The sequence below is a fragment of the Fusibacter fontis genome, from assembly GCF_055378735.1.
Window position 1 is genome coordinate 1,081,022 of the sequence record NZ_AP042445.1, and the last position, 17,900, is coordinate 1,098,921.

General features: G+C 37.0%; 14 protein-coding genes and 1 riboswitch. Of the genes, 4 read left to right on the forward strand and 10 right to left on the reverse strand.

Features of this window, described 5'->3' with window-relative positions; genetic code table 11:
* Nucleotides 1-11: 11 nt before the first annotated feature.
* The 7 genes from ACZ41W_RS04825 to ACZ41W_RS04855 form a co-directional block, all read right to left on the reverse strand.
* Nucleotides 12-1,649 (reverse strand): HD domain-containing phosphohydrolase, encoded by a 1,638-nt coding sequence (locus tag ACZ41W_RS04825; protein WP_464313754.1) that lies wholly within the window; start codon nucleotides 1,647-1,649, stop codon nucleotides 12-14.
* Between the two features lie 171 nt (nucleotides 1,650-1,820).
* The gene (locus ACZ41W_RS04830) at nucleotides 1,821-3,275 is read right to left on the reverse strand and encodes a M20 family peptidase (RefSeq protein ID WP_464313755.1); all 1,455 of its coding nucleotides are present in this window, start codon (nucleotides 3,273-3,275) and stop codon (nucleotides 1,821-1,823) included.
* 9 nt (nucleotides 3,276-3,284) lie between these two features.
* Nucleotides 3,285-3,980 carry a hypothetical protein gene (locus tag ACZ41W_RS04835; protein WP_464313756.1) on the reverse strand — a complete coding sequence of 232 codons (696 nt, stop codon included), beginning with the start codon at nucleotides 3,978-3,980 and terminating at the stop codon, nucleotides 3,285-3,287.
* A gap of 13 nt (nucleotides 3,981-3,993) precedes the next feature.
* Entirely contained in the window at nucleotides 3,994-4,719 is a 726-nt protein-coding gene (locus ACZ41W_RS04840) for a DUF5058 family protein (protein WP_464313757.1), read from the reverse strand.
* A gap of 11 nt (nucleotides 4,720-4,730) precedes the next feature.
* Nucleotides 4,731-6,083 carry an AbgT family transporter gene (locus ACZ41W_RS04845; RefSeq protein ID WP_464313758.1) on the reverse strand — a complete coding sequence of 451 codons (1,353 nt, stop codon included), beginning with the start codon at nucleotides 6,081-6,083 and terminating at the stop codon, nucleotides 4,731-4,733.
* Between the two features lie 11 nt (nucleotides 6,084-6,094).
* A complete protein-coding gene (locus ACZ41W_RS04850; RefSeq protein ID WP_464313759.1) occupies nucleotides 6,095-6,772 on the reverse strand; it encodes a FadR/GntR family transcriptional regulator in 678 nt (225 codons plus the stop codon).
* 191 nt (nucleotides 6,773-6,963) lie between these two features.
* Nucleotides 6,964-7,872, reverse strand: a complete 909-nt coding sequence (locus ACZ41W_RS04855; protein WP_464313760.1) for a cation diffusion facilitator family transporter — start codon at nucleotides 7,870-7,872, stop codon at nucleotides 6,964-6,966.
* Between the two features lie 51 nt (nucleotides 7,873-7,923).
* Nucleotides 7,924-8,006: riboswitch (NiCo riboswitch) on the reverse strand.
* Between the two features lie 293 nt (nucleotides 8,007-8,299).
* Between ACZ41W_RS04855 and ACZ41W_RS04860 the strand changes: the two genes are divergently transcribed.
* Nucleotides 8,300-8,713, forward strand: coding sequence for a hypothetical protein (locus ACZ41W_RS04860; protein WP_464313761.1), 414 nt, complete (start codon nucleotides 8,300-8,302; stop codon nucleotides 8,711-8,713).
* Between the two features lie 38 nt (nucleotides 8,714-8,751).
* Here the strand turns inward: ACZ41W_RS04860 and ACZ41W_RS04865 are convergent, their stop codons facing one another.
* Complete coding sequence (locus ACZ41W_RS04865) at nucleotides 8,752-10,161, reverse strand: sensor histidine kinase (protein ID WP_464313762.1); 1,410 nt, start codon at nucleotides 10,159-10,161, stop codon at nucleotides 8,752-8,754.
* Nucleotide 10,162: 1 nt separating this feature from the next.
* The gene (locus ACZ41W_RS04870; RefSeq protein WP_464313763.1) at nucleotides 10,163-11,362 is read right to left on the reverse strand and encodes an HDOD domain-containing protein; all 1,200 of its coding nucleotides are present in this window, start codon (nucleotides 11,360-11,362) and stop codon (nucleotides 10,163-10,165) included.
* A gap of 174 nt (nucleotides 11,363-11,536) precedes the next feature.
* Here ACZ41W_RS04870 and ACZ41W_RS04875 point away from each other — a divergent pair, with 174 nt between their 5' ends.
* Both ACZ41W_RS04875 and ACZ41W_RS04880 read left to right on the forward strand, forming a co-directional pair.
* Nucleotides 11,537-12,154: a YczE/YyaS/YitT family protein gene (locus tag ACZ41W_RS04875; protein WP_464313764.1), complete on the forward strand. Its 618-nt coding sequence runs from the start codon at nucleotides 11,537-11,539 to the stop codon at nucleotides 12,152-12,154.
* Between the two features lie 201 nt (nucleotides 12,155-12,355).
* Nucleotides 12,356-15,412 carry an insulinase family protein gene (locus ACZ41W_RS04880; protein ID WP_464313765.1) on the forward strand — a complete coding sequence of 1,019 codons (3,057 nt, stop codon included), beginning with the start codon at nucleotides 12,356-12,358 and terminating at the stop codon, nucleotides 15,410-15,412.
* A gap of 93 nt (nucleotides 15,413-15,505) precedes the next feature.
* Here the strand turns inward: ACZ41W_RS04880 and ACZ41W_RS04885 are convergent, their stop codons facing one another.
* Complete coding sequence (locus ACZ41W_RS04885) at nucleotides 15,506-16,315, reverse strand: MerR family transcriptional regulator (RefSeq protein WP_464313766.1); 810 nt, start codon at nucleotides 16,313-16,315, stop codon at nucleotides 15,506-15,508.
* Nucleotides 16,316-16,530: 215 nt separating this feature from the next.
* Here ACZ41W_RS04885 and ACZ41W_RS04890 point away from each other — a divergent pair, with 215 nt between their 5' ends.
* The gene (locus ACZ41W_RS04890) at nucleotides 16,531-17,871 is read left to right on the forward strand and encodes a S8 family serine peptidase (RefSeq protein WP_464313767.1); all 1,341 of its coding nucleotides are present in this window, start codon (nucleotides 16,531-16,533) and stop codon (nucleotides 17,869-17,871) included.
* Nucleotides 17,872-17,900: the final 29 nt, after the last annotated feature.

The following is a 17,900-nucleotide window of genomic DNA, read 5'->3' on the forward strand; positions in this document are numbered from 1 at the left end:
TTTAATGGTATTTATAAGATGGCAAGCAAAGCTTCTATGACTTGTGCATCGAGTTGTGTTCCCTTTGCCTGTTCAAGTTCAGCTTTTACTTGTTGATCTGTCAGCGGAATCGTTCGATACACTCTAAAACTCGTCATTGCGTCATAAGTATCTGCTGCAGCAAGTATTTTAGCTTCTAGTAAGAGTTCTGAACCCTTTAGACGATTTGGATATCCTTTGCCATCTATGCGTTCATGGTGCTGAAGAAGAATATTGGCAGCGTCTTTTAAAAATGGAATGTCTTTGATAATCTCGTATCCAATCCGCGGATGCTGTTTTATTTCTTCGTACTCCATCTCAGTCAAACGCCCCGGTTTGTTTAAAACAGATTCTCGAATGCCAATTTTTCCGACGTCATGCAACACACATGCGTATTCTAAATGGCGAATGCGTTCTGTCGATAGACCTAAATACTCTGCAATTTTAAGCGATAGTCGCCCTACTCGATCACAGTGGCCTCTCGTGTATTCGTCTGATGCTTCAATGGCATTCGCCAATGCTTTGACTGTATTAAAATAATTATCTTCTTGATCCAACATCAAATCTTCAATTTTTTCGAGCATTTGGTTAAATCCATTAGATAGTTCTGAAACTTCGTCCCTTGAAGTCACATGACTACGGACACTAAAATCTCCACTTCCAACAACGGTCGTAAGTTGTTTTAAACTATTGAGAGGTCTTAAAAGTCTCGTCACGAGTATATAGGCAAGCAAAACACCTACAAGGCTTGCTAAAGTTATCGTTCCTACCATTTTCAGTCGTGTAACTGCCAACTCTTGATAGACATTGGTTTCAGTAATTGCAACGAGTTTCCAGTTATTCAATTCGACGGGCATCCAAGATACAGCAAACGCACGGCTATCAAGTCTTTGAATTTCAGTCCCACTAACTGCGTTTAAAGTATCTAAAAAATGTGTTTTATAAAAATCTGAATCACTGGAATTATGCGCTAAAATCGCATTGTTATCGTTAATAAGAAACAATGTCGCATTTTTCGAAAAACTTAAATTTTCAATAATTTGAGTAAATTTTTGGAGTTCAATATCCAGTCCGACAACGCCTTGCAAAACCCCTCCATCGTAGACTGCTTTTGAAACCGTTTGGAGGACTTTATTTGAAGCGCCTGCATCTAGATAAGGCTCTGTCCAGAAAATCTCCCCTTGACGACTAACCGTTCCTTGATACCAGCTCTTTTCTCTCGCGTCATAATCCTCTGGCATCGTTGGATCTACAGGTGTAATATAGATAGAGCCATCACTTTCAAGTGCATAATAGATCCATGAAATATCGCGGATTGATGCCGTTAATCCCTTCCACTGATTAGAAATCTCAGTAAAATCTTCAGGTTGTGATGCAACAATTTTGGGACTCCCCTCCGGTTTGCGATAACTTTTAATTTGTGGCGATTCAGACCACGTATTGACAATGTGCTCCATATCTGAGATGAGCTTATCAAAATAATACTCTCTAATATTGTTAAGCTCTGAATAGTGATTATCCTTTAATATACTGAGTGTGATTTTTTCTGCATCTTTATAATTAATGTATCCAATTACGCCAGTTACTGCAATTACGATGCTTAGAACTACCATAATCATTTTGACAGACATTTTCCTCATACGCGGAACACCCACCCTAATTATTAGTCAATATTTATCTTTAGCAATCGGATCTATGAACAAATCTACATCACTTAAATAATTATTACTATATTTTAACATGTAATCCCGTCAGTCTCAACAAACATCTGTAAAACAGGTCTATTTTACTACATGACACTATTAAATTTTCTTGATTAGGTGAATATAAAACGCAACTGTTTCCATCAATGACTTGATCTGAATTCTTTCATCATTTCCATGAATCATGCCTCTTTCTTCTTTTGACAATGTCATCGCAGAAAATCGTAGCACATAATCACTAATTTCACAGTAATGTCTCGAATCGCTCGCCGCTAGCATCAAATAAGGCGCTACAATTGTTTCGCTCCAAGTTTCTTCAATGGCATGCACCACTTTTTTCCACGCCAGAGAATCTGTACTGGTGATTGGAGAGGCATTTCTCATTTCAACTGAACGTACTTGTATCTGTGGATCCTTGATGGTTTTTTGGATATATTCAATAGCCGTTTTAACCGTATCGGTCTTCATTAACCTAAGATTGAGCCCCATCATAGCTTTTGGTGGCATTACGTTAAACGCTTGACTGCCTTCCATCATGGTCGGTGCTACAGTGGTTCGAATCAGTGCATTCATCTCTCCACCTTGTCTTGTGAATAACCATTTTAACAATGGAGCAAACAGCCAAAGATTTGCAAATATCAGTCGATATAGAAATGTCGAATGTCTTCCCATAGTTTCGAACATCTCTTTAACAGCTGGAGATATTTCCGCCTTAAAGGGATGTTTTTCAAGCCTTACAACCGCTTGAGATAATCGTCCCACTAGAGTATGTGCAGGAGGAGCAGACGCATGTCCACCATTACCCGTCATTTCAAGTACAACATCTAAATAGCCTTTTTCACCTACTCCAATCAGTGCATTTGGTCGACTCACGCCTGGAAAGACATTTTCAACAATTGCGCCGCCTTCATCTAAAACCAATTTTGGATGGATTCCCCTTTTTTTAAGAGCTTCCACGATAGACGGTGTAGAATTTCCACTGATTTCTTCGTCTCCACCGAATGACAAATAGACATCATTTTCCGGTACAAATCCATCACTAATGAGTTTTTCCACGGCTTCAACAATACCACAAAGTGTTCCCTTTGTATCTAAAGTTCCCCTTCCCCAAATACATCCATCTTCAATGATTCCAGCGAAAGCGGGTTTTGTCCAAAGTTCTTCATTGACAGGCACGACATCATAATGTGACATCAGAACAGTTGGCTCATCCGAACGTTTTCCTTTCCAGTGATATAAAATTCCCGCATCTCCAAAGAACTCTCGTGAACATGTCTGATGTAAATTTGGGTAGAGCTCCACGAGTAGATTCTTGAAGGATTCAAATTCTTCTAAATCCATTTTAGTGCGATCTTGATAAGAAATGGTCTTCCTTTGGATCATTTGACTCATGCGTTTAGCAATGGCCTTTTCATAAACTTCGTTTTCTACACCTGTTTGATCGAGTTTTATAACTTTAATTTCAGTAGGTTTGAACAGCATGGTACGAATCAATAAAACAAAAATGAGCGCAAGTAGCGCGACTAAACATCCGATTATTATTGGAATAAGCATAATGACCTCCTATGCATGTGTTAACCATCCTTTTTTATAGAGAATTCTCGCAACGATAATGGCAATGAGTGATCCCACTGGCACTAGAACAGAAACGGAACTCGATAAAGATGGCACAAGTATAAATAATGTGATCATAAATAATAGTGGCGCAAGTGCGATTTTCCAGTTTTTATTCACATATACCACTGCTAGACCACCAAATAAAGCCGGTAAAATATGATCAAATGCAGGTTTGAGAAATTCAGAGTTTAGTATAGGCGTCAATGGAGCCAACATCAAAACACCTAGCGCAATAATAAGTGTTGTTACAATGGAAGATGTGGCTATTGCAATCGTCGAGATGACCTCCCCTTCTAGTGTTCCTTGTTTTACTTTTGCATTTTCCATAGCATACAGCGCACAAGGCACTTTTAAATTGGTTAGATTTCCCGTTACAAAACCTAGATAGGAGCCACCTGATCCCAGCATCGGTGTGTACGTAATGATCTCAATAACTGCAACTGTCCAAAATATAGGCGCAACCCCAAGTAGCCCTTTTAGGACCGGGGTAAATCCTGGCCATGCATCGTAGTATACGCATGCTGAAATAGGAACCATCAGCATCATCACAAATGCCGCAAGCATCCAAATGCGTCCAAATACATGTACTTCTTCATCATAAGCTTTCATTTGTTTTATTATTTTTATTTTAGCCTGAGTCATATTGTCCTCCCTATTATCCAGTTACGATACCCGTTATAAAAATCGAAAAAGCCATCGCACCTAATATACTAAATGGCAGTGCGTAATCTTCAAGCCACTTGAGGCGATATTTTTTTATTAATACGCCACAGCTGGCCATAATTAAGGCAGAAAATACAAGTACAAATACGGGAATCCAACCTTCTATACCCGTTCTGATTTTAGCAAATACCACGCCTAGAAACGCAGAAATCATTCCGAGAAAAATAGCTGTAATAAAGATTTCTCCCCACACTTTGTCTTTATTTTTCATCTGCCCGATTCCCTTTTGAATTTTCTTTAAAAAGAGTGGAATCAAGATGACACTTGGAATAATGCCGATGGTCATCACCCAAGCGATGGTCGTATAGACTTCAGGCCTTGTGATTTGTTCCGTTACCGATACACCCACTGAAGCTGCTGCAGAAGCTGCCGCAGTTAGTTCGTACGTGATTGCGCCTAAGACAGATAATCTGATCCACGGTAATGGAAGTCCTAAAAATTTAGAAAGCGAAATCACGCCAAGCAAGATTGAAATTGCTGGCGCAATTGTAAATACTGCGCTTGAACGAATAGTACGCCTGATGATTTCAGTTTGAACATTCATGAGCTTTGCTTGTCGAACTGCTCGAATCAGAAAATAAATTGATTGTGCTAACACAAATACAATCACAAGTGATGCGATGAAAAATAGAAATCCACTGTTTAAATTAAATTCCATTTAAATCCCCCTTATAAGCCATATCCGACGAAATAACCGATACTTAGCCAAACAATTGAAAGTACCATCAGTATCCCTTGTAATGGCAAAATAAACTTTAACCACTTACCATAACTCACTTGAACAAGTCCCAGCGAAATGAGTAAGACTGCATTAGTTGGATAAAGTACATTTGAAAAACCATCTCCAAACTGAAACGCTAAAATACCTAATTGTCTGCCGATTCCAAGTAAATCCATCATTGGTACTAATAAAGGCATCAAAATAAATGCTTTCGCACTACCAGAACCAATGAAAAAATTCATCGCCATTACGATTAAAAAAACAGCAAATACCGCAATGATCGGTGAAGTTTGTGTGATTTGTACCGACACAGCATATAAAATCGAATCTAAAATATGGCCTTCAAGCATCACGTGTTTAATTCCTGTAGCAAGTAGAATCAATACGATTGCAGGAGACATTTCAAGTGCGCCTTTACCAAATGTCTTCGCTACCCAGCCTCCATTTTCACCAGCTAATAGCCCCACACCAATTCCTGAAACTAAAAAAATCAACCCAATGATGGGTAATGTTAAGTCTCTAATAGGTTCTACAAAGGGGGAAAGGATCACGACTGTAAACATGACCATCATGTTCATCAAAAAAAATACTGTGGCACGTTTTGGAACAACTTTTCCCTGTGTGACACTTTCTGTCGACTTAATTCTTCTGTTCGTTTTTAGACGAATATACAGAAATGTCGTGAGCGTTACATAAACTGAGATAAATACAAAAATACGAAAAAATGCGCCTGAAAAAAGTGGAATATCCGCTAAACCTTGTGCAACACCGATTGTAAATGGATTGGTAACAGCTGCTGCAAATCCCAATCCAGTTGCTAGCACACTGACACCTAATCCAGTTAAATCATCCCAACCCATTCTACGGGCTAAAAGAATCATCAGTGGAACCAGTGGAACGACTTCTTCAAATACGCCTATAAAAGCACCTAAAGACATAAATACAAATGTCAACATACATAAAAGTCCAATTTCACTATCCTTAAATTTGTTGACAATACTTATAATGATCCCTTCAATAAGCCCAGTTTCTTTCAGCACATGTATTGCGCCGCCAATAATTAACAAAAAAATGATGATGGCAATTACCAGCGCACCAGAATCACTAAACAACACCAAAATTGGCGCTCCAATCCAAGTGGTCAAAGAAATGCCCCTGCTTTCCATCTCTGTGAAAGTCCGAGTCTGAGCATCAAAGGTACCATTTGGAATTACATAAGTGAGTGCACCAGTCAGGATTAACATCAAAAGTAAAATAATCGCTGCACTTAAAAACGTCTTTAAAGCTGGATTTTTATTCATACTCCCCTCCTCTAAACTAACCAATATTTTTCTATATACTGAAACAATGTGTGAATCATTGCCTTCGGCTCCGCTTGTTTATAGACAAATACATTTTCTGCAATCACAAGTGCATTTATCTTTTGAATGAGCTCTTTAAAATGACTAGTAGATTCGTTATTTAAAACAGCATCTGCGACATTTAAAATCCCACTTCTAAATTCATTTACAATCATTGGATAGATAGGATTGCCACATTGTAAGGCATACGTCTGCATCCAAAGAAAAATATCCTCGGGTCTTTCATATGAGTTTTGGGACTGAAGGTCATGACATTCTTTCCGACTTTCAGGTTGTCTGCACTGTACCAGATCAATCATAGTAAATAATGTATGTTCAATAAATTGAATCATTGATCGATTTAACTCTATTTGAATTCTCGCGTGATTGAGATCATAGATGCTTTCAAGTAAAGACAACTTCCCAAACGTTCTGTAATCATTGACCATAACACCTTGTCTAGGAATGATTGTCACGAGTCCGCGACCTTCTAAACGAATAATTGCCTTATGAATCACAGGTCTACTATATCCAAACTCTAAAGCCAATTCTCGCTCTGGCTTTAAACGCTCTCCAGCTTGATAGACACCATTTAAAATGTTTATCGTTAAAAGTTCTTCGACGATTGCTTCTGCTGACTTTGATCTCATAATCCCTCCTGTATTCGTGGTAATACCACGTAGAATCAGATTCATTATATGACAACAAGACAATAAACGCAATGAATTTTGTGAATTTTCTGTCTATTTCTCTAACTGAACTTTCTAATTTTGGGCGAAAAAAACCTCAAATTCGCTAGATGATTTCATCTAACCATTTGAGGTCATTTATTAAAAATCTGTTATTTTGAGGGTTCTAAATGGGTTGTTATCAAACTAGCTGAACCAAAATGAGATTTGAGATTATTTTCAATCTCCGTTGCATATTCGTGTGCCTCGTAAATGCTCATTTGTGATTCAAATATTAAATGCACTTCAATTGCCACCCGAATCCCCACTCTACGTGTTCTCAAGTGATGATACTGTTTTACTTGCGATGAAGATGCTATAATTTCTTGAATCATTTTTATATCCCCTTGACTTAACGAACTTTCCATCAATTCATTCATCGATGGAACAAAAATATCAAAGGCTACTTTAAATATAAATACACTCACAATTACAGAGGCAATGGGGTCTAATATCGTCCATTTGTCGCCTAAAAGAATGGCCCCACCTATACCAATTAAAGTTCCAATAGATGAAAACGCATCGGATCTATGGTGCCATCCATTTGCAATAACTGCAGGAGAATTAATTTTTTCTCCTACTAATTTTGTGTATCGATATAAAAGTTCTTTAGAAATTATAGATACAATTGCTGCAATTAAAGCAATCCACTTTGGCTTTTCGAGAATTAATCCATCAAATATTACATGATAGATGTTATGAAAGCCATTGATAAAAATTTTATATCCCACTAAAAATAAGGCAAAGCTTATGATTAGCGTAGAAAATGTTTCGTATTTTCCGTGCCCATAGTTATGATCTTCATCTTCAGGTTTTTCAATAAATTTAAATCCAACGAGTACTACAATATCTGTAAAAAAATCTGACAACGAATGCGCTCCATCTGCAATCATGGCTGCGCTGTTTCCCAAAACTCCCGCAAGAATTTTAAAAGCTGTCAAAATCGCATTGACAACAAAGCCGACAATAGTCACTTTCTTCGCTAAATAACCACGTTCTTGTTCATTCATTTTCATTTCCATCTTCAACAACATCCTCCATAAATTATTGCAAAAAAAAACTGTGGGACAAATTACTGTCCCACAGATATTATCTGCTGCCAAAAGGCCCAGCCCCACAAATCTTTAAGATTTATCGCCTGCTCAGTTTTTACGTTTTTAATTGATAAATTTACTTTAAATGATTTTTTTTGACGTGTCAACTACTTTAATTGATACCGATAATCACTTGAAATTGCAATAGTTTTAAATAAAAATGATTCTCATTTTCTCTACATTATTTTATATTCTCATATTTATTAATTTTCATATTTAGTTTGAATTTTTTTGGGGATTTTTCCCTTTTTTAAATTCTGTTTAAGTGGTATACTAATCTGTATTTAAATGACAAAACTTAACAAATTAGGTAAAAGTCATCCGAAATATGAAAAACTTAACAAGGAGATGTTATATGAACAATATCATTAATGAGCTCGGTGAGCTTACAGGCTGGCTGATCAATCTTTTTTTTGCTGCTACAATTCTTAATTTTATTTTAAAATACCTCAGTAAGCATTATATGCAGACGATCTCTAAAAATCCTACAATTAAAAAAATCTTTACTTTTGCTTTAAAGTTTTTTGTAAAATATCATAGATGGTTTGGTGCAGGAACCATTATTACCTTGCTCATTCATTTTACAATACAAGCTACAACTTATGGTTTAGTTTTCACAGGAATTGCTGCTGGAAGTGTTATGATTCTTCAGTTTTTACTGGGTATTTATGGCGCCTTTATAACTAAGAAGAAAAGAGGATTGTGGCTACAAATTCATCGATTGATTTCACTTATGTTGATTTTAAGCATCCTCATTCACATCATTTAAAAAGCATGACGTCCCTTGTTGACGTCATGCTTTCACTTTTATACCATTGCTTCCATTGGAATCAAAATCGTGACTGTTGATCCATGATTCACTTCACTTTCGATAAAAATTTCGCCTTTATGCAAATTTTTAACGATATCGTACACCAAGATCATGCCAAGGCCTGTACCTTTTCCAACGGGTTTTGTTGTAAAAAATGGATTGAAAATTTTTTGTTTCACTTCATCGGTCATGCCAATACCATTATCAATGAATTGAATTTTCATAAAAGATTTCAACTCTTCATTAGAAACAACATGAGCTGAAATTTTCAGTTCACCACCCGACAACGGATGACGATCGACAATTGCATCCAATGCATTTGTAATTAAGTTTAATAAGACTTGATTCATTTTACTTCCAAACACCCTTATAATAGGCAAATCATCTGGTACATCTAGTTGTAAGTTGACTGATTCTGTGATTCTATTATGAATGATGACAAGTGTATTCATGATGCCCTCTCTTACATTATAGGGTTCATACATTTGTAAACTATCCACTCTTGAGAAAAATCTCAGACTTTCAACGATTTTTTTAACACGCGAAAGTCCCATATCTACGTCGTCAAACAAATCCTCTAAATCATCATTAATATAGGTAATCTCGTCAACCTCTTTATCCGTAAGCGAAACAGTATGTTCTGTAATGAGACACAGCTTTGCATAATGCACTAATTTTTCAGTGTACTGTCTCAACATTTTCTGGTTACTTAATACAAAACCAAGAGGGTTATTGATTTCATGCGCCACGCCAGCGGCAAGCTGACCTATAGCAACTAAATGTTCTTGCTGAATCATCTGTGATTGTAAGGTTTGCAGTGAATTTAATGAAGCCTCAAGCTCATCTTTGGCATCGTTCAATTCTTTTTCTGATAAAAGGCGTTCGAACACATTGCTAAATAATTCAGCTGCTAGTGAAAGGACGGATTGGTCGTCTTCTTGCCACGTTCCAACCGTATGAACATTATCAAATCCAACAAAACCACTAAGTTCTCCCCGACTCATAATGGGCATGACTAACACTGATTTGATATTTTGCATTTCCAATATTTCTTTTTCCATCTGTGCTTCACTTCCAAGTTCTGACACATCATGAATATTTAAAATATTTCCTGATTTGAGTTTTTCTATCCACCACGGAAACATCGCCACTTCAATATTTTGCAAGTTTTCTTTCTCAGCGCTGACATCTTCGTGACACCATTCAAATGTATTGTCCATCAATATTAAATTAGATTGAAACTCGAAAATATACGCTCGGCTCGCACCACTGAATTGTCCAATTTCTTGTAATGCAATTTGAATGCCTTCCTCAGCATGACTGAGTTTAACAAAGTTCCTTGCCATACGAGATACAATTTGTTCAAGTGCAAGGCGACGTTCTAGTTTTGATTGATCGCTCCCCATACTATGCCTCTTTTTCATCAATAAGTTCTTGAATAAAACGCTCTACGTCATCTCTTAAATCTTGTGTTAAACGGATTGAACCTAAAAAATCTGTATCTAGCACATGCTGAAATTCAGTTAAATTTAATTTTTCATAAACCAAATAGCTGACATAATGCACCATGCCAATGAGTTCCCTATTGCCTTCAACCACTTTTGAAGGGTGACGATAATAATACGTTGATTCAATTATTTCAAATGGTAATTCCCACCAATTGAGAAGAAAAGATCCGATTTCTGTATGCGTCGCTCCAAAATAGTTTTGTTCTAAATCTTCTAGAAAAATAGGTTCACCCGATTGTTTTTGGTGTTCCACCTGTTTTATTAATTTTACATATTGTTCGGTATGTGATGTCGCTATAAAAATCAGTCCAATGGTGTGCATGAGTCCAACTACGCCTACTTGGATTGGTAAATTTTTCTTGTAGCATTTTTGATACAGGTATGCTACCCCCTTATTCGTGAGTTCAGCATGTTTCCATAGCGCCTTTCCGAAAGGCACTTTTTCAGCAGATTCAAAAATAGAATTGGTTAGTATAATCTGTCTCACATTTGTCAATCCAAGTAACATGATTGCATGCTGTACCGAACCAGTATGAGAACCATAAAACGCAGTATTGGCGATTCTTAAAAGTTTAGCAGTAATTGCAGGATCCTTTTCAATTGCATCTGCTATTTCATTTGCACTTGCCTCTTGCTCGATTAAATGAACAATTCGCTGATAATAATTTGAAAATGTCGGTAGCGAGCCTAAATCATTTATTGCCTGCATCAGGTGTGTCTGATGTAGTTTCTGAGACATATCCACCAAAGTTCGAATGAGTTTAAGAAGCTCATCATTTTCCCAAGGCTTGTAAATATAGAGTCTCGCAAGACCAGAATCTAGAGCAGATAAAATTTGACGGCTATCTGTATATCCGCTTAAAGCAACTCGTATGATCTCAGGGCGTTTTGCCTTCACTTTTTTCATGAGTTCAATGCCATTCATTTCTGGCATGCGTATGTCACTAAATAGGATATCGACACTATCCTGTTCTAAAAAGTCTAAAAAAAGCTGCGGTTTGTTAAATAGATAACAATCATACTCTGTACCGAAAAAAAGTCTTTTGAGTGCACGTAAAATTGCTTCTTCATCATCTACAAATGCAATTTTTGTTATCATGAAATCCTCCTTGTGGGACAATAAAAACTATTTTTAGTATCCATTTCAATACGAGTACATCATATATACAGCAATTACCCAAAATTGAGTCAAAACCTACATTTTATCAAGCGAAAGACTTAACAAAACACAAATAAACCCATATAATAAAACAAAACGCTTAAGGAGTCTCAAATGAATGAAAAACAAAGACGCATCGTCATGACAATTGTAGGTGTTCTCACTTCTGGATTCAGTGTTGGCATCTTTAACTATTCTCTATTTGGTATGGATCCGTTTCAAGTTCTAGCACATGGAATTTGGGAGCATCTTTCTATGGGATTCGGAACATTTTACATGATCGTAAATTTAATAATGTTAGTAGCCGTATTTTTTGTGGATAAAAGCAAAATTGGACTTGGAACTATGATAAATATATTCTTACTTGGATATGTAGTCGAGTTTTCTTCGTGGCTATTTGCAACTATTTTACCAGAACCTACATGGTTGCTTCAAAGTGTCGCTTTAATGGTTGGAGTCGTTATGATCAGTTTTGGTTCAGCGCTCTACTTCACTGGAAATCTTGGCGTTTCTACTTACGATGCAGTTGCACTGATCTTAACTGATAAAAAAGTGGCCAAATTTCAATACTGCAGGATTGGGACAGATTTAATTTGTACCTCAGTTGGCTATTTTCTAGGTGCAACAGTTGGCATAGGAACAGTTGTGACCGCCTTTTTTATGGGACCGATTATTGCATTTTTTAACAGAACAATCGCAATTCCGTTAAGATATGGAAAATCTGAAAAATAAACATATTTCGGAACCCTTAAAGTCTGTTGAAATCTAGCTTTCAAAATGATACACTAATGAAACAACACTCATAATAACTTTCAATAAATGAATGCTTGGAGTTGACACCATGTGATTCTAAGCGAATTCATTCAATTGAAAGTTTTTTATTGGTGAAATTAAATTTGAAAGGAGACGGCGCTATCGTGCGCCGAAAAGGACATGAACAAAAGAAAATTGACAGGAATTTTGCTCGCTATTTTACTAATCTTATCGAGCATAAGTACAGTCGGATGTGGCAAAAAAGAAAGCACTGTACAAGAAAAACCGACGAATGAGGCGCTCGCTTCTCTAAAGGTTGGAGTAAACGTTGAAGGATTTACTTTAAAAGACATTCAGTATTCCAACGACTACGAATCAGATGTCTACTTATTTGAACATGCAAAGAATGGCGGTCAGGTTGTCTACATTGCTGCAGACGATCAAAACAAATGGTTCTCAGCTATCTTCAAAACACCAGCAACGGATGACACAGGTGTTAACCACATCATTGAACACACCGTTCTTGAAGGCTCAAAAAAATACCCAGTCAAATCACCCTTCACTGAAATGAGCAAACGTTCTGTTAGTACATTTATGAATGCAATGACGGGCTCTGATGTAACGAGTTATCCCATAGCAAGTGAAAATGATCAGGATTTTGATAATTTAATGCGTGTTTATCTAGATGCTGTATTTTCGCCTTTAGTAGTAGAGAATGAAAATTTATTGATGCAAGAAGGTTGGAGATATGAATCTGTAGAGGGTGCTCTTGCTTATAATGGCGTTGTATTTAATGAAATGCGCGGCGCATTATCGGATCGCTATGATTGGATCTATACCAACATCCCAAAATATCTGTATCCCGACACAAATTATCGTTACAACTCAGGCGGAAATCCACTTAACATTGTTGATTTGACACATGAAAATCTCAAGGATACATATCACAGAAACTATACGCCTACCAATGCAATCTTAGTATTTTATGGTAATTTAGATATCAAAGAAAAACTCGCATATGTCAACGAAAACTATTATAATGAATTTCCAAAAGTTGGACGCCCTGAGATGAAAGGTACGCAAACGCCTTTTGCATCCGTACAACAAGAAACCCTCACCTATCCTGCGTCTCCAGGAGAAACGGCTGAGATGGACAGTATTTTAAGTTATAGTCTTGCTCTCTCTGAAACAACACTCGAAGATACAATTGGACTCGAACTCTTGATGAGCCTTTTATCTGATGGTTATGGTACGCCTTTATATGATGCTGCTATTGATTCTGGACTCGGTTACGAAATGTATGGTTATGTTGATACAACCTACGAACAGCCTATGTTCAATCTTTTACTTGAAGGCGCATCTGATCAAAGTATGCCAGCTTTCACGTCACTCATTGAAGAACAAATGCAAGCAATCGTAAAAGATGGTATTGAAAAGCACATTGAATCTGAACGAATTTCAGGTGTTATGAATCAGTATGCTCTAGCATTTAAATCAAGTTTGAACTTAGCAAATAGAGGTGAGAACGCATTAAGTGCCATTGAATCCGGTTTTATTACACACAATGACCCATTCTATGGATTAAATCGTTTAGATGTACTGTCTTCAATAGAAACAAAAATAAAATCTGGTGGGTATTTTGAAGCACTGATTGAGAAATACCTCATGAATAATACACATCAATCACAGCTCATTTTCATTCCAGATGCCAATTTGACAGGTCAAATGTCAGAAGAATTAGATGCAAAATTAGCAAAATCTACTCAAGCGATGACAGCAGAAGAAAAAGCTGTGATCGACAATAAAATCAAAGCATATGACGCTTATCAATCTATGCCACTTAATGAATCCGATTTAGCATCGTTACCTAAGCTCACTGTTGCTGATTTGGATTTAACTGAACCAACATATGATGGCAGTGTCGACACTGTTTCGGATGTTGAAGTGATCAACGATGTCGTAAAGAGTCATGGCATTACTGGCGTAAAACTCTATTTTGATTTAAAAGGTTTAACAGAAGAAGATTTCACTTATCTCCCATTATTGGTGAGATCACTTGATATGACTGATACAGATCAAATGGATCGCGATCAGATTGACACAGAACTCAATATTCAAACTGCAGGTTTAGGTTATGGCGTCAATTATCTTCAAAATCCTAGTGATGCCAAGGATGCAAAGGCTTATTTTATCGTGGGAACTCAATTCTTAAATGATAAAGGTAAAGATGTCTTACCACTTATGACAGATATTCTTTTAAAGAGTGATTATCAAGATCCAGAGGTACTTGAAAACGTCATGGCGATGCAATTAACAGATCTTGAAAACTCAGTCAATGGCGAAGGTGATCAACTCGCAGTTCTCTACAATCAAGCTTCACTCACCTGCTCTGGTGCGATGGCTTTCCACGAGTACTCAAAAGGTTACCAAACACTATCAAAACACTATGAAAATTGGGATACGGATTCTTCTATAGTGGCAACCAAACTTCAAGAACTTGCTCAAAAGATATTTTCAAAGAGTCGACTCACTGTAAGTGTTGCAACTGATAAAGAAGCTCACTTATACATCGCTCCATCTGTTAAGAAGCTTATTGAATCTTTACCTGAAGTCGAAATCTCTGAGCAATCATGGAAACCAAGTATCGCTCAGAATGCAGGTAAAATCCACGGTGTTGCCATTAGTTCAGACATGCATTACGTTGAACAAGGATTCCACCTCAGCCAAGTGGATCACGCACTTAAAGGATCTGATTATATCTTTATGCAAATGCTCAGTGATGGGTATATGTACGAATCCATTCGATTAAAAGGTGGCGCTTACGGCGGTTATTCTGGCATTACCAATAACAATGCTGTATATTTTACTGCATATCGAGCTCCAGATTTTATGACGACAGTCGATGCGGTTAAAAATATCCCTTCTTATTTGAGAAGTCTTAAATTGACACAAGCGGAAGTAGATAATGCCATTGTCTCTGTCGCAGGCCGCATGTATCAAACACAAGATGTTTTTTCTAGTGTAGATGGCGGCGTTGAATCGTATCTCATGCCTAGTGATATTGACAGTCAAGCATTACTACAAGAAATGCTCGATACAAAAGTCGATCAACTTGATAGTTTTGCGGATTTTATTGAAAAAGGCATCAACAAAAGTTACTGTGTTGTCGTAGGACCAGATGAAACACTCACTTCACCAGGATCATTAATCGACAAACTCATTGAACCTTTGAAATAGTCAAACACAAAAGGTGCAACGCGTCTTCTACATGTCTCGTAGAAACTGTTGCACCTTTTTTATTTTTACAGAAGATTATTTGATTATGTTTCGTTATGCAATGGGCATTTGAATTTCAGTCACATACTCGTTGGGGTCACTTGTGAGCCAGTCTCCTTTATGATATATCTCACGTACAGGCCCCACTAAAGAATACCCTTGATTCTCGATCCACGCTTCTAATATTTTATAGGTGTCTGCTATGGTTTCAAAAGGTCCATTATGCACGATACTCGCCATTTTATCAACAGCTTCAAGTTCATATACTTTCATCAGTTGCGTACCTTCAATCGCCTTAAAAAGTGGCTCAATGACTTCAACATCAATACCCTTTTGAGTATCCCAACCATTGTAATAAAGCGTCATACAAGGCAATGTCTTTTTCCCTTTTAATTGATCAATTTCTCGGTTTAAAAGTTCCCACATTTCACCCATCTCTTCAAAATCACCAATGACTTTTCTATATGATGCAACACATATTGGTTCAACTTTTTTTATTAAAATTTCCTGATTCATCAGTACGCCTCCATTTTTCATCAAAAATATATTGGTCCTAAGTCGTTGAATTCGCTCTTGATCGTCTAAAATTTTCTTTTCAAGATCAAGCACTTTTTTCTCAAGAATAAAAATCATCTCTCTTACACCAGTCGATTCATGAATCAATTGATTAATCTCATCAAGTGTACAACCAGAATCTTTTAATACTTTAATCTGATGAAGCACACTCAACTGATCTGCACTATATATCCGATAACCAGATATTTCATCAATTAGAGCCGGTTTCATCAATCCTATTTCATCATAATACCTCAGTGTTTTAATAGATACATTTCCCATTTTTGAAAATTCGCCAATTTTAAACATAGTCTCCTCACATGCGCACGTTTGAATTAATTTTAGTTTAAGGCCTCCCCTTACTGGAGAGTCAATCATAATATATATTTGTTTAATAAAAAACACAGGTGTTTTTAATGTCATTCTAATGTAGTAAAATTCGTTTTATTTTAGACTACTTCTAACAGACAGTATAAGTATAACGTCATCTTTGGAGAATTAAAATACATATGAAGGAGCACTCTATGAAAAAAAACAAGATAGTTATATTGTTAACGATGTGCGTCATGATTTATTTAACACTCTCAGGCTGTTCACAGCGTACTTCTACGCAAAAAACGACTGAAAACACTGCAATAAACAATGAAAGTTCAACTCAAATAACGAAAGAATCCACTTCAGAGTCAGAGTCAGATTCATCATCCGAATCTGTCACACCTACTGAAGACAACACGCCTATAGAGAGACATACTCTCATCTCACCTGCGGGTAAAATGAGCATTGTTAGAAAACCACCTTCAGCAGATTACTCCTATTTATTCGATAGTCCTTTAAACGAACTTCCAAGTTACGATCCAGATCAAGGATTTTATGATATCGATATTCGTCATGCAGATTTAACTCAGCTTGATTTGACACATCAAATGGATGCACTGAAATTCGTAACGTTTGACACCCATACTAAATGGCCAAATAAACTGCCAAAAGAGTTCAATCTTGAGCGCATTATGCAGTATGGCAAAGATCCGGGCTTAAATGTTAAGAACATCCATCGCACTGGAATCACAGGTAAAGGTGTTGGCATCGCCATTCTCGATCAAGCACTACTTGTTGAACATGAAGAATATAAGGATCAACTCAAGTTATATGAAGAAATTAATTGTTCTGATGAAATGGCTCAGATGCACGGTTCTGCAGTCGCATCTATTGCACTAGGGAAAAATGTCGGCGTGGCTCCAGGCGCTAATCTCTATTACATCGCAGAAACAGTGGGGCAAAGAAGCGCTCAAGGTAAGTTTGAGTATGACTATACAATCGTTGCTAAAAATATTGATCGAATCATCGAAATCAATCAGTTACTGCCACAAGATGAAAAAATTCGAGTCATCTCTATTTCGTTAGGTTTTAGGCCTGATAACCCCGGATATACCGAATTCACTGAAGCGGTTGCTCGCGCTTTGAAGGATAACATCTACACAGTTACTGTAAGTTCAGAGCACTTTGACGGTGCAGGTCGCGATATGCTCACTGATCCAAATGACTTTAATTCTTTTCAAAACGGACTTTTTTATACAAATGAATATCCCTTTGAAAAAACGCTTTTAGTTCCTATGGATTCACGCTGTATCGCCGCACCAAATGGGCCAAACGACTATGCATTTTATCGAGATGGTGGTATGAGCTGGGCAGTTCCGTATGTAGCAGGACTTTATGCACTTGCATGCGAAACTAAACCTTCTATTACACCTGAAGAATTCTGGAATCATGCCAATCAGACAAAAAAAGAAATCACTTTCGATTTTTTAGGCAAAGACACTCTTTCTTATTTGATTGATCCAGTTGCTTTGATCAATTCATTGAAATAGTGATTTTCCCACTATTTGAGGGATACTGA